The sequence below is a fragment of the Vibrio sp. 1727 genome (assembly GCF_033344415.1).
Classification (GTDB): domain Bacteria; phylum Pseudomonadota; class Gammaproteobacteria; order Enterobacterales; family Vibrionaceae; genus Vibrio; species Vibrio alginolyticus.
In genome coordinates, this window is the sequence record NZ_JAWPOT010000001.1 from 411,606 (window position 1) to 425,115 (window position 13,510).

General features: G+C 45.6%; 11 protein-coding genes. 8 read left to right on the top strand and 3 right to left on the bottom strand.

Annotated features, from left to right (window positions below):
* Window positions 1–27 precede the first annotated feature (27 nt).
* Window positions 28–708 (bottom strand): TIGR00153 family protein, encoded by a 681-nt coding sequence (locus tag R8O10_RS01960; protein ID WP_005379896.1) that lies wholly within the window; start codon window positions 706–708, stop codon window positions 28–30.
* Window positions 709–920: 212 nt separating this feature from the next.
* On the opposite strand from R8O10_RS01960, the gene R8O10_RS01965 reads away from it, so the two are divergent.
* Entirely contained in the window at window positions 921–2,453 is a 1,533-nt protein-coding gene (locus tag R8O10_RS01965) for an inorganic triphosphatase (protein ID WP_065274169.1), read from the top strand.
* Window positions 2,454–2,494: 41 nt separating this feature from the next.
* On the opposite strand, the gene R8O10_RS01970 is transcribed toward R8O10_RS01965, so the two are convergent.
* Window positions 2,495–3,268 (bottom strand): potassium channel family protein, encoded by a 774-nt coding sequence (locus R8O10_RS01970; RefSeq protein ID WP_025768395.1) that lies wholly within the window; start codon window positions 3,266–3,268, stop codon window positions 2,495–2,497.
* 105 nt (window positions 3,269–3,373) lie between these two features.
* Between R8O10_RS01970 and R8O10_RS01975 the strand changes: the two genes are divergently transcribed.
* The 3 genes from R8O10_RS01975 to hldE all read left to right on the top strand — a co-directional run bounded on the left by R8O10_RS01975 (window position 3,374) and on the right by hldE (window position 9,085).
* Window positions 3,374–4,630, top strand: coding sequence for a methyl-accepting chemotaxis protein (locus R8O10_RS01975; RefSeq protein ID WP_206949603.1), 1,257 nt, complete (start codon window positions 3,374–3,376; stop codon window positions 4,628–4,630).
* A 113-nt stretch (window positions 4,631–4,743) separates the two neighbouring features.
* Window positions 4,744–7,587: a bifunctional [glutamate--ammonia ligase]-adenylyl-L-tyrosine phosphorylase/[glutamate--ammonia-ligase] adenylyltransferase gene (gene glnE / locus R8O10_RS01980; RefSeq protein ID WP_064353615.1), complete on the top strand. Its 2,844-nt coding sequence runs from the start codon at window positions 4,744–4,746 to the stop codon at window positions 7,585–7,587.
* A 67-nt stretch (window positions 7,588–7,654) separates the two neighbouring features.
* Window positions 7,655–9,085 carry a bifunctional D-glycero-beta-D-manno-heptose-7-phosphate kinase/D-glycero-beta-D-manno-heptose 1-phosphate adenylyltransferase HldE gene (gene hldE, locus R8O10_RS01985; protein ID WP_017633601.1) on the top strand — a complete coding sequence of 477 codons (1,431 nt, stop codon included), beginning with the start codon at window positions 7,655–7,657 and terminating at the stop codon, window positions 9,083–9,085.
* A gap of 178 nt (window positions 9,086–9,263) precedes the next feature.
* Here hldE and tolC read toward each other — a convergent pair whose 3' ends face one another.
* Window positions 9,264–10,592, bottom strand: a complete 1,329-nt coding sequence (gene tolC / locus R8O10_RS01990) for an outer membrane channel protein TolC (RefSeq protein WP_005379884.1) — start codon at window positions 10,590–10,592, stop codon at window positions 9,264–9,266.
* A 229-nt stretch (window positions 10,593–10,821) separates the two neighbouring features.
* On the opposite strand from tolC, the gene nudF reads away from it, so the two are divergent.
* The 4 genes from nudF to yqiA all read left to right on the top strand — a co-directional run bounded on the left by nudF (window position 10,822) and on the right by yqiA (window position 13,415).
* The gene (gene nudF / locus R8O10_RS01995) at window positions 10,822–11,472 is read left to right on the top strand and encodes an ADP-ribose diphosphatase (protein WP_025768397.1); all 651 of its coding nucleotides are present in this window, start codon (window positions 10,822–10,824) and stop codon (window positions 11,470–11,472) included.
* Complete coding sequence (locus tag R8O10_RS02000) at window positions 11,472–11,915, top strand: DUF1249 family protein (RefSeq protein ID WP_017633603.1); 444 nt, start codon at window positions 11,472–11,474, stop codon at window positions 11,913–11,915. The genes nudF and R8O10_RS02000 overlap by 1 nt, the downstream gene beginning before the upstream one ends.
* 61 nt (window positions 11,916–11,976) lie before the next feature.
* Window positions 11,977–12,783 (top strand): 3',5'-cyclic-AMP phosphodiesterase, encoded by an 807-nt coding sequence (gene cpdA / locus R8O10_RS02005; RefSeq protein ID WP_005387419.1) that lies wholly within the window; start codon window positions 11,977–11,979, stop codon window positions 12,781–12,783.
* A 47-nt stretch (window positions 12,784–12,830) separates the two neighbouring features.
* The gene (gene yqiA, locus R8O10_RS02010) at window positions 12,831–13,415 is read left to right on the top strand and encodes an esterase YqiA (protein WP_005379875.1); all 585 of its coding nucleotides are present in this window, start codon (window positions 12,831–12,833) and stop codon (window positions 13,413–13,415) included.
* Window positions 13,416–13,510 lie beyond the last annotated feature (95 nt).

The window sequence follows — 13,510 nt, forward strand, 5'->3', positions numbered from 1 at the left end:
TCTTCGTTATGTCGTTAACTTTATGTTTTAAGATCGAGATAGCATGACTTCCAAACGAGCACCTACGCGCTGCGCTTGGTCGGCAATACCACCTACCCATTCAAGAATCTTGTATAGGAACATGACATCGATAGGGTTCATGTCAGCTTCAATCACCATCAACTGTTGGCGAAGTTCAATCTGCATGGCATCGGTATCATCTTCGATAACGTCTAATTGATGAATCATTTCAGCGACGAGCGTCACTTCACGGCCTTTGAAGCCGGTTTCTAGCAATTCATCAAGTTCATTGATTACCTTTTGCGCCTGATCGGCAGCATCAAGACAACGTTGAACGTAAGCGAGGAAGTTTGGTTGGAGAGCCTCAGGGATGACAAGTTGACGACCATATACACGGCCAGCAATGTCTTTTGCCAGGTTTGCAAGTTTGTCCTGTTGAGTCAAAAGCTCAAGCATGTCAGTACGGTCGACTGGCATGAACAAACCGCGAGGCAGTTTTAGACGGATTTCACGTTTCAGCACATCCGCTTCTTTCTCTAGGTGAGAAATTTGTGCACGGATTTCTGCTGCTTTTTCCCAATCACCCTTTGAAGATACTTCAAAGAATTTCACCAAGTGTGAACAACATTCGTTGACACACACAACGTGGCGTTGCAAAGGCTTAATTGGGGACTTTGCAAATAACCCCATAATTGTATTTACTGGCATGGTCATTCAACCTAATAACTATAACCTTAAAAAAACATACACCATTTCTGAGTGCTTGGCGAAATGTTGAACGATGGCTATAAAGGCGCGCATGGTAACGCATTAAATCGCTCATTAAAACTGTTTTAGATCATCAATCCGGCGATATTTCTCTCTTGCCGTGTGAGAAATTACGCAATATCCTGTTTCTATCTGCTTTGAAAGGTATAGCTATGGAAACCGAAATAGAACTGAAGTTTTTTGTTTCTCCTGAATTTTCAGAAACTTTAAAAGAAAAAATTTCTGAGACAAAAGTACTTCAGCATAGTTGTCGTGACTTGGGTAACACCTATTTTGATACTGCCGATAAATGGCTCAGAAAGCACGACATTGGTTTAAGAATTCGCCGTTTTGATGATGTATTCGTCCAAACCGTAAAGACAGCAGGACGCGTCGTCGCAGGCTTACATCAAAGACCAGAATACAATGCTGAGCACACTAGCGACGAGCCTAATCTGTCGCTTCATCCTCTAGATATTTGGCCTCCAGGTAAAGATGCAGAAACGCTGCAATCCGAGCTTATGCCATTATTCTCGACCAACTTCACACGTGAACAATGGCTGATTGGCATGCCCGATGGCAGTCAGATTGAAGTTGCCTTTGACCAAGGCTTAGTTGTAGCCAAAGGTGAAGACGAAGAAGAGAAGCAAGAGCCGATTTGCGAAGTTGAACTGGAACTTAAGTCTGGCCAAACCGAAGCTTTATTCACGCTGGCACGCAGCTTTTGCGAGCAAGGCGGTATGCGTTTGGGTAACTTGAGCAAAGCGGCGAAAGGTTATCGACTTGCAAGCGGTTATGCGGGTGATGAAGTAAAATCATTGGCACTTGTGGACAGTAGTCCGACGGATACCGTTGAATTTTGCTTGATCAACTCTTTAGAGCACGCTTTGTCTCATTGGCATTATCACGAGCAAATTTATGCTGAGCGTGACAGCGTGGAAGCACTGCGTGAAATCAGTAATGCCATTCGTTTCATTCGTCAAACATTGACTATTTTGGGCGGGATTGTCCCTCGTCGCGCGAGTGCGATTCTGCGCCAAGAGCTTAAATGGTTGGAAGAAGAACTGAGTTGGTTAGATGAGCATGCACACCTTGAAGAGCTCTTAGATGACAAAGGCAATGTGCTGCGTAAGTTGGATGCGCGTAAGTTCTTAGTATCTGAGCTGACTCAGCAGTTACAAGAGTTGCCAAGCCGTGAAGAAGTGCTAGGGTTGCTCAATTCCGCGCGTTACACAGGGTTACTGCTGGATCTAAGCCGCTGGATCTTAGCACGCGGTTGGCAGCCATTTCTTGATGAAAAAGCACGTGAAAAAATGGCAAGTAACATCATGCCGTTTTCAGTTACTCAGCTCGATCGCACTTGGGCTGAGCTAATGGAAGCTTTCCCAGCAGAGCGCGATCTGACGGCGCAAGAGTACGTTGATCAGCGTTATCGCTTATTGCGTAACCTCTATACTGGTATTGGTTTCGCGAGTTTGTATAACTCGGATGAGCGTAACAGCTTCCGTTTACCATGGGCGGATCTGGTGCATGGTATCGATGATCTGCTAATGCTGAACCACTTACTCCCGTTGGTTGATATGCTGGAAGACGCAGAAAAAGAGCAGTTAGAACGCTGGTTGCACCGTCAAGAGCGCTCAATTTTGCATGCAATGGATCAAACCCGAGCGATCAGTGTGGAAGTACAGCCTTATTGGCGTGAATGATCGTTCTGGTGGTAACGACAAAAAAATAGGACCGCATGGTCCTATTTTTTTGTCTCTGTTTTACGTTGTTGTAGCTCTTTTTCCATGAAATCGAGTCGTTCTAGTATTTGAGCTTGTTGGGTTAGGAGCTGCTCGAGCATACGTTCTTTATTGATTGAACTGTGCGTCTGTTGTTTCGTTGGGGCAGTAAGGATAGAGGTGATAAGACCCGAGATCATACCAAAGATACCCACCCCGCAAACAATGATGATGACAGCCAAAAACTTTCCTATGGAGGTCACTGGATAATGATCGCCGTAACCAACCGTTGAGATTGTTACAAATACCCACCACAAAGCATCGGCGCCAGTACGAATATTCGCTTCTGGGTTTTTCGCTTCGATAAACAGCATTGCACTAGAACCGAGTGTTATGAGGATAACCATCAATAGCAGTATAGAGGCGACCGTGGTTTCGCGGCGGTTTTCTTTGAGCTGATGCAAAATGAACTTTGACGAACGCAGTACTAATACCACTCGCATAATATGAAAAATACGAGCAAAGCGCAGGGGCTCTATCAATGGGATGCTCGCCACGAAATCTATCCAATGACGTTTAAGGAATAACCAGCGATCTGTGGACCGGATCAAATCAATGGTGAGCTGTAGTAGAAAAATACTACAGATTATGAAATCCAGACCGATAAGAACTTGACGGGTTTCGTGATCGATCGGGAAAAACAACAAGCCAGAGATCACAAATAGTGCCATAAAAGACAATATTAGTGACAACAGGCCCATCGGTCGTGTGCTGTCTTTGATATCATTGTTTTTCATACGAAGCTCAAAATAAATCGCGTAACCACGCAAAGCGCGAACATAACTATAAGTAATATAAAGATTATAGATAAAGACTATATAAGACTCGGTGGAGAACTGACAATGGAAAAGCTGGCATTTAAGCCATGGGAAAGGGTCATATCCGACATTCGACTGGTGCCTAAAATGGTCATGTTGATGGTCTTCAGTACTGTCCTGATCGTGGCAAAACAACTGTGGGACGCAAACACTTTTTACGACTCACTTTTAGCGGCGACACAAAACGCGCAAGTTGCCCAACAGCATTATGAAGCATATTTAACGCAAGTTGCTTGGCAAACCGCCTTATTGATTGTGGTTTTTGTCGTGCTCTTATTAGCGGCGGCTAGAGTGATGTTGCGTCAAACACAGTATCTGAGCGACGCGATCAAACTGATGGCGAGCAAGAACCTCTCTGTTCCATTTGGTATGGATTGTAAAGATGAATACGGAGACGTGGCACGTGAATTAGAAAAGACACGTCGACAATTGCACGATGTTATTCAAATGCAAATTAATGCGTCTGATGAATTATCAACGCTCACCGAAGTCATGACGCTGAGCATGTCGGAAACGAAGGAATCGGCGCAAGAAGAGTTTAACGAAATTGATCAACTTGCTACGGCGATGAGTGAAATGTCGTCGACGGTCCAAACGGTTGCGGAACATGCCCAGACGGCATCTTCTCTAACAGAGCAAGCTTCCGCACAAGCAATTTCTGGTCAGCAGTTCTTGCAAAGTACAATGGCGAAAATGAGTGAACTTTCGTCGGATATCGCTTCATCGGCACAAGCGGTTAACCAAGTTGAAGAACGTGTTGAAGCCATTGGTAGCGTTGTAGGGACGATTCAAGGCATTTCTGAACAAACCAACCTGCTTGCACTGAATGCGGCGATTGAAGCGGCGCGAGCTGGCGAGGCTGGGCGGGGTTTTGCTGTGGTTGCAGATGAAGTTCGTAACCTTGCCCAACGTACACAACAAGCGACGGTAGAAATTCAAAAGATGATCGCACAGCTGCAAACCAGTGCTGAATCTGCGGTAGAACTCATGGAAAAAAGCGTTGTAGAAGCGGCAGATGGAAACGAGCTGGTTTCTAATGCTGGATCTGAGCTCGATGGTATTGTTGGGCAAGTGACGCAAATCAATGACATGAACTTCCAGATCGCGACGGCGTCTGGTCAGCAAAGCAGTGTTGCAGAAGAGATGAGCCAAAACCTCACCAATGTACGTGAGTTGGTTGAAGCCTCAGTTGTTGTTGTTACCGAGCTGCTAGAAACCTCTGAAATGATGCAAAATAATGCAGGTGAGCTAGACAAGAAGATCAAATCTTTCCAAGTTTAATATTCGATCCCGAACTTTTGATAAAACGCCCACAAACCTTTTGTGGGCGTTTTTATTTGCTTTCAGTCTGGTATAAAGAATGAGTTACCGTGCTTTTCAAACAAGGAAGAAAAATGCAGCTGCCTTCGCCACTGATTTCTATCGCTGAATCTGCCGTACAAAACGCCCAAGACGCAGGTTATTTTCCCCTTTGGCCCGATGAGGTTGCGCAGCAATTTCGTTATGTGGCGGGCTTAAGCCAGTTTATAACTGAAGCCATTCATCGCGATGAAGTCCTAGCCCGTGAGTTGCCAAGTATGTTAGCGCAGCCAAGTCGTCAGGAGTCTTACCGCTCACGCCTTGCTGAACTGTTGGAACAATGTCCTGATGAGATGTCTGGTCATCGCGTATTGCGTCAGTTTCGCAATCGAGAAATGGTGTACATTGCGTGGAAGGATTTCACGCATGCATGGTCTCTAGAGACGTCTTTAAGCCACTTATCTGAGTTGGCAGAAGCGATGATTTTTGAAACCTATCAATGGCAATATCAAGTGTGTTGTCAGGAGTGGGGCACGCCAACAAGTGAGGACGGTGAAGTGCAGCCGATGTTAATTATCGGCATGGGGAAACTGGGTGGTGGCGAGCTAAACTTTTCTTCCGATATTGATCTAATTTTCACGTATCCAGAGAATGGCGAAACCCAAGGCGCACGCCGCAGCATTGCCAATGCCCAGTTCTTTACTCGTCTTGGTCAACGCATCATCAAAGCGCTCGACCAACAAACCTTCGATGGTTTTTGCTACCGCGTCGACATGCGACTTCGCCCATTTGGAGAAAGTGGCCCCTTGGTAATGAGCTATGCCGCACTTGAAGATTATTACCAAGAGCAGGGGCGAGATTGGGAACGTTACGCGATGATCAAAGCTCGGGTGATGGGATGTGAGATGTACCCGCAGTATCAAGAGCTACGCCAAATGCTGCGCCCTTTTGTTTTTCGTCGTTATATTGATTTCAGTGCGATTCAATCTTTGCGTCGAATGAAGTCGATGATCAGTAGCGAGGTTCGCCGCCGAGGGTTGAATAACAACATTAAGCTAGGTGCGGGTGGCATTCGAGAAATTGAATTTATCGCTCAAGTTTTTCAATTGATTCGAGGTGGTCGAGAACCTTCTTTACGTAATCGAGGGCTGTTGGAAACACTGCAAGGCATTGAAGAACTGGCATTGCTTACTCCACAAGAAGTCAGCGATCTAGAAGCCGCATACAAGTACTTGCGTCAATTAGAAAACTTGTTGCAAGCAATGGCGGATAAGCAAACCCAGACGCTGCCTGATTGCGAAACCGAACGCTTAAAGCTCGCCACCGCGATGAAAATGAGCTGTTGGGATCAATTGATTGAGCAAACCCAGCAGCATATGGCAAATGTTCACCAAGTTTTTGAATCACTAATTGGTGATGATGAAGAAGACGAGGGGACTACCGTTGCTCGTCATTTTCATGAGCTATGGGATATGGCCGACAAACAAGATGTTCTTGAGCATATCTTGCAGCAGGATATTCAGATTGAAGACTTTGCTTCATGCGCGAAAACCATCATCAACTTTAAAACCGATCTGGCCAAAAAAACGTTAGGCCCACGTGGACGCGAAGTGCTCAATCGTTTGATGCCGAAAGTGTTTGATGCGGTCTTTGCCCATCCTGATGCACAGTTTGGTTTATCTCGTGTACTTCACTTGCTACACAACATCTGCACTCGCACGACTTACTTGGAATTATTGGATGAGCATCCAGCGGCTCTGGTGCAGCTCGTACGTTTGTGTACCGCAAGCCCAATGATTTCAGAGCAGCTGTCTCGTTATCCTATCTTGCTTGATGAGTTGATCGACCCTGCGCAGCTGTACAATCCCATTCCATTAGACAGTTACCGTACAGAGCTACGTGATTATTTGGCGCGTATTCCTGAAGATGATATGGAACAGCAAATGGAAGCGTTGCGTCAGTTTAAGCAAATTTGTATTTTGCGTATTGCAGCGGCAGATATTGCTGGCGCATTGCCAGTGATGAAAGTGAGTGACCATTTAACTTATTTAGCGGAAGCTATCGTTGATGCGGTGATCAGTCAGGCTTGGTTGCAAGTGTCTGAAAAGTACGGCGAGCCAACGCATGTGAAAGATCGTGAAGGTAAAGGCTTTGCTGTAATTGGCTATGGTAAAGTCGGAGGGTGGGAGCTCGGCTATAACTCCGACTTGGATATTGTCTTCATGCATGACTGCCCAGTCAATGTCTACACTGACGGCAAAAAAGAGATTGATGGTCGTCAGTTCTACCTTCGTTTAGCACAGCGTATCATTCATATTTTCTCCACTCGCACCGCTTCCGGTATTTTATACGAGGTCGATACCCGATTGCGTCCGTCCGGTGCATCGGGTTTGTTGGTTAGTCCAACGGACGCGTTCGACGACTATCAACATCAAGACGCGTGGACATGGGAGCATCAAGCACTTGTCCGCGCGCGCATGATTTATGGTGATGAACCACTGGCAATTGCATTTCACAATACGCGGCATGATGTGCTGTGCAAAGCACGCGATCAAGCTGAACTGAAAAAAGACGTTGTCGAAATGAGAGAAAAAATGCGCGGTCATCTTGGGGGGAAAAAGCCAGGCCGCTTTATGCTCAAGCAAGATGTAGGTGGGATTACCGATATCGAATTTCTCGCTCAGTACCTAGTGCTCAACTATAGTCACGATAAGCCGAAATTGACGCGTTGGTGTGATAATGTGCGCATCTTTGAAACGCTCATTGCGCAAGATGTTATGGACGAAGACCAAGCAATGCAGTTGATACGTGCTTACACGACAATGCGCAACGAAATACACCGCCGAAATCTACTCAATTTAGACGCTGATGTGGTGGAAGATAAGTTTGTTGCCGAAAGGGAGTGGGTAAAACAGGCTTGGAATCAGTGGTTCAGTTAAGACCATATATTTAGCCTCGATAAGGGCTGTGATAAACTCACTTCGATTTAATTTTTGGAGACCAACAATGAAACCAATTCTACCTGATTACAACAGCGCTGGTGTGCTCATCATCGGTGATGTCATGCTAGATCGTTACTGGTATGGCCCAACCGGGCGCATTTCTCCTGAAGCGCCGGTTCCTGTTGTAAAAGTAGAAAACAATGAAGAGCGTCCTGGTGGTGCTGCGAACGTTGCGATGAACATCGCATCATTAGGTGGCCATGCTCACATTGTTGGTCTAACTGGGGAAGATGAGCCTGCAAAAGTGCTGACGGAGACGCTGAGCTCGCTCAATGTGAAGTGCGATTTCGTTGCGCTGCCTGATTACCCAACGATTACGAAGCTTCGTGTAATGAGCCGTGGACAACAACTGATCCGCCTCGACTTCGAAGACAAATTTGAAAACACAGATTCTGCACCTGTGCTATCGCGTATGGATGCCGCACTGCCAAACGTTAAAGCCGTGATTATGTCTGACTACGCAAAAGGTTCGTTAGAGCATGTTCAGGCATACATTCAAAAAGCGCGCGCAGCAAATATTCCGGTTTTCATTGACCCGAAAGGTGCGGATTTTGAACGCTACCGTGGCGCAACACTTCTTACGCCAAACATGAAAGAGTTCGAAGACGTTGTAGGTAAAGTGAAATCTGACCAAGAGCTAGTAGAGAAAGCGCTGGCTTTGGTTGAAGAGTTTGAATTTGAAGCGCTTTTAGTGACACGCAGCGAAAACGGAATGACCTTGATTCGTCGTGGTCAGGAACCGTTCCACCTTCCAACTCAAGCGAAAGAAGTGTACGACGTGACAGGTGCGGGCGACACGGTTATCTCTGTATTGGCAGCGTCTGTTGCCGCAGGCAAATCATTTGAAGAAGCGTGTGCACTAGCAAACGCAGCGGCAGGTGTTGTAGTTGGTAAACTAGGCACGTCAACGCTTTCTGAGATTGAATTAGCAGAAGCGGTACATGGCAGCCAAGACACGGATTACGGTGTGATTTCAGAAAAAGCACTGATCGAAGCGGTGAAAAAAGCACGAGCTCGTGGCGAGAAAGTCGTTATGACAAATGGCTGCTTTGATATTCTACACGCTGGCCATGTGTCTTACTTAAACCATGCTGCTGAACTGGGCGATCGCCTAATCGTTGCGGTAAATACCGATGAGTCAGTAAAACGCCTTAAAGGCCCTGGTCGTCCGGTAAACCCAACCGATCGCCGCATGGCGGTGTTGGCAGGTTTGGGCGCTGTGGATTGGGTTGTACCATTTAGTGAAGATACGCCGCAGCGTTTGATCTCAGAAGTTCTACCAAGCTTGCTAGTAAAAGGCGGTGACTACAAACCAGAAGAGATTGCTGGTGGTAAAGAAGTCATTGCGGCGGGTGGTGAAGTTCGTGTATTGAACTTTGAAGATGGCTGCTCGACCAGTGAAATCATTAATGCAATCAAAGGCGGTAAGGGCTAAGGCTGCTGTTTGTTAGCATTGAAATGCTATTTGCTCATAAAGGTCGCTAAGTGCGGCCTTTTTGATACTTGTAGTTCAGAGGCACTTTTAAGCTCTGAACTACAAGTAATAAAAAACGCCAGCTGATAACTCAACTGGCGTTTTTTATTTATTAAGACCTGAAGTATTCAGTTCGCGGTTATTTTGCCGCTTTCAAACCTGCATCAACGTCCAAGATGTCTTGTTCGCTTAGCGTACCAACTGCTTGGCGTAGCTGAAGAACACTTAAAATGTAGTCGTAACGAGCGTTCGATAGGTTTTTGTTCGCATCGTATAGACGACGAGTCGCGTCCAGTACATCAACGATAGTACGAGTACCTACATCAAAGCCAGCTTCTGTTGCTTCTAGTGCAGAGCGTGCAGAAATAACCGCTTGCTCATACGCACGTAATGCGCCGATAGAGGCGTTAATGTTGTTGTTTTGTGCGCGAACATCTTTGACTACGCTACGGTACTGTGCTTCAAGATCTTCGCTTGCTGCCACGTACGCGTATTCAGCTTGTTTGGTTTGAGAGGTTACGTTACCACCTGTGTATAGCGGTACAGCAAGGTTCACACCAATATTGAAGTTGTCTGTCGTGTTGTCACGAGAGCTATGAGAAGTATCACCGTAGTTGTAACCACCGTCTAGAGAGAGCGTTGGTAGGTGGCCAGAGCTTGCTAGTGAAATATTGTCACGCGCAATGTCTTGAAGAATACGTGAAGATAGCAAGGTCAGGTTTTTGGTTTTTGCTTCATCAATGAGCGATTCAGCAGGTACGGTCGATGGGCTAGCAGTGAAGCGGCCAGTGTCCAAAATGTTGAGATCTTTGTGCTCTTGGCCTGTAATTTCACGCAGTGACTCGTAGCTATTAGTGAGCGCGTTTTCTGCCAACACTTCGTCCGCTAGCACTTGGTCGTACTGAGCTTGTGCGTCATGCACGTCAGTGATTGCAGACAAACCTACTTCAAAACGCTGTTTAGTTTGCTCAAGTTGACGGCCAACCGCGGCTTTTTCTGCACGTACGAAAACAAGATTATCTTGTGCGCGTAGAACTTCAAAATACGCTTGTGACACGCGAAGAATCAGTGCCTGTTGCGTCGCTGCGTAAGTTGCGTCTGCTTGGCGAGCACTTTTCTCAGCAGTATCTAGAGAGATCCAAGATGCGCGGTTGTAAAGTGCTTGTGAAAAGCTAACGCCAGCGGTTAGTGCGTTGCCATCGTTTGATACGTCGCTAATTAGATTTGAATCGTATTCAGTATCACCACGAGTTAAATTGTAACCCGCAGTAAGGTTAATTTGTGGTAATAGAGCACTACGGCTTGAGGTGATTGCTTCGAAAGCTTGGTCACGTTGTGCTGCTACACTGAGCAATTGTGGATCATTTTGTTTTGCCAAGTCGTAGATTTCAGCCAAAGAGTCTGCGAACGCAGACGTACTCATGCTACCTAGCGCTGCACTGATAAATAGTGGAAGCAATTTTTTCATTTTCTATTCCCGCGGTCCATAGATTGGTTAATTCTCAGTAGTTTAACTCAATTTGCACGATATTTACTCTAAAGTTTGCACTTTTTTACACGTAATTATCCACTTGTGCAATAAATTTTTAGCAAAGACTTAAATTAATTTGTAACTATTATACAAAAAGTTGAGCCAAGTCCTTTGAGCAAGCGAATAACAATGAGTAAACTACAGGATTCACTCAGAGAGGTGTTGAATGCAACAGCGTGACAAACAACAACAAGATTTTACTTCGCGAGATGTAAAAGTCATCTCGAAAGAAACCTTATTTGAAGGTTTTTTCAAAATGGTGAAATACCGCTTTCAGCATAGGCTATTTGCTGGTGGTTGGAGTGGAGTTGTCGAACGAGAAATGTTCGAGCGTGGTCACGCAGCAGCGATGCTTCCTTATGATCCAAAGACGGACCAGGTCGTAATCATTGAACAGATTCGTATTGGCGCGTTGGAACATGAACACCCTTGGCAGCTAGAAATTGTCGCCGGTATGATTGACCGCGATGAATCAGCTGAAGCCGTAATTCGTCGAGAGGCTGTCGAAGAAGCGGGGATTCAGGTGGGGCGCGTTATACCTGTCACTTCTTATTATCCTTCGGCTGGTGGTTGCTCGGAAAAGCTAGACGTCTTTGTTGGTGAAGTGGATGCGTCTAAAGCGCACGGCATTCATGGTTTAGACTATGAGAATGAAGATATCCGAGTTCATGTCATGAGTCGTGAAACGGCGTATCAATGGGTGAAGGACGGGAAATTTGAAAATGGTGCGTCGATTATTGCGTTGCAATGGCTGCAATTACACCATCAAGAGTTAAAGTCAGAATGGGGACAATCCCAAACGGTGGAGAGTGAGTAATGGCACAATTGGCTGAAAAACAACAATATCATGTTGATTTAGCTGGTCTTATGAGAACGTATGAGACCAACTACGCTAAGTTGAACGCCTTATTGCCTGCTTCTGCCGAAGTTGGGGATGTACGTTGCTACCAAGCGGCGAACATGGTTTACCAATTGACCGTGAATGAAATCACAAAATACACCACAGTTGTTGAGATATGTCAGAGTGATGAAACGCCAGTGTTTCCTTTACCGACGATGTCTGTCAGGCTTTATCATGATGCGAGAGTAGCCGAAGTATGCTCAAGCGGAGAGTTCTCTCGCATAAAAGCTAAGTATGATTATCCCAATGACCAACTGATGCAGAAAGATGAAAAGCATCAATTAAACACATTCCTCGGTGAATGGCTGACGTTTTGTTTACGAAGTGGTATCAGTAGAACACCACTTGCCTTCAATTGATCGTCACGTCACTAAAGGAAAATAACAAATAACGATATAGTGGACGAATCAGGTTTTCATTTTGCAATCATCTAGTGACAGCATCAAACTTTTACAAATTACGGATACTCATCTGTTTGCTGCCGATGAGGGAAGTTTGCTAAGCGTAAAAACAGTCGATAGCTTTAATGCTGTTGTTGCTGATGTTTTACGCCGCAACGTGGCGTTTGATTACATCTTGGCGACGGGCGATATTTCCCAAGACCATAGTGCAGAATCTTATCAGCGCTTTGCCAACGGCATTGAACCGCTAGAGAAAGACTGCTTTTGGCTACCTGGTAATCATGATTACAAGCCTAATATGGGCAGTGTTTTGCCTTCGCCACAAATCAAAGCCGCAGAGCATGTGTTGCTTGGCGAGCATTGGCAGTTAATTCTTTTAGACTCGCAAGTTGTTGGCGTTCCTCATGGGCGCTTGAGTGATCAGCAATTAACGCTACTCGAAGAAAAGCTAGCCGAACACCCAGAAAGACACACACTTGTTTTGTTGCATCATCACCCGTTACTGGTGGGAAGCGCGTGGCTTGATCAACATACTTTAAAAGATGCCGAAGCGTTTTGGCAGGTTGTCGAGCGTTTTGATAACGTGAAAGGCATTCTCTGTGGTCATGTTCATCAAGATATGAATGTGCTTCACAAGGGCATTCGAGTGATGGCAACACCCTCAACTTGTGTTCAGTTTAAGCCTAACTCGGATGATTTTGCCCTTGATACCACTTCGCCTGGTTGGCGGGAGCTGCAACTACACGCTTGTGGCGATATTACGACCCAAGTAGGTCGGCTTCCTGATGGCCAGTTCCAACCAGACTTCTCTTCTAACGGCTACTAACGCGCCCGAGCTCTCTGTTCGGGCTCGCTTTTTTGTGCGAGATATCTATGAGTAAACCTTCACTTCTTCTCTATATCCATGGCTTTAATAGCTCTCCACTCTCCATGAAAGCGAATGTGATGAGAGCCTACTGCGAGCAACATAGGTCTGATATCAAGGTGATTGTTCCCCAGTTACCTTGTTATCCTCAGCAAGCGGCGAAAATGTTGTTGGATATTATCGAGCAATATAAAGACGACTATAAAATTGGTCTAGTGGGCAGTTCATTAGGCGGTTTTATGTCAACGTGGCTAAATGACAAGTTTGGGTTTAAAGCGGTAGTGGTCAACCCCGCAGTCAAGCCTTATGAGTTGCTAGTAGATTATTTGGGTAAGCAAACTAACCCATATACGCATGAAACCTATACACTTGAAGCTTGTCATATTGACGAGTTAAAAGCTCTTGATGTACAAAGCATCGCGTCGCCACATTCTTTTTGGTTATTGCAACAAACAGAAGATGAGGTTTTAGACTATCGACAAGCGGTAGATAAGTTTGCAGACGCTAAGCAAACAGTAGAACAAGGCGGTGATCACAGTTTTGTAGGCTTTGAGCGTTATCCTGCACAGATTATCGAATTTCTAGAACTGTAATTCGAAAGCGATTGGAAAAGGCTCATAGTTTTTATTGATATATCCAACCGTTTCTTGACATGGGCGGTATGCTTTCCGACTATGTTTTGCCAAAA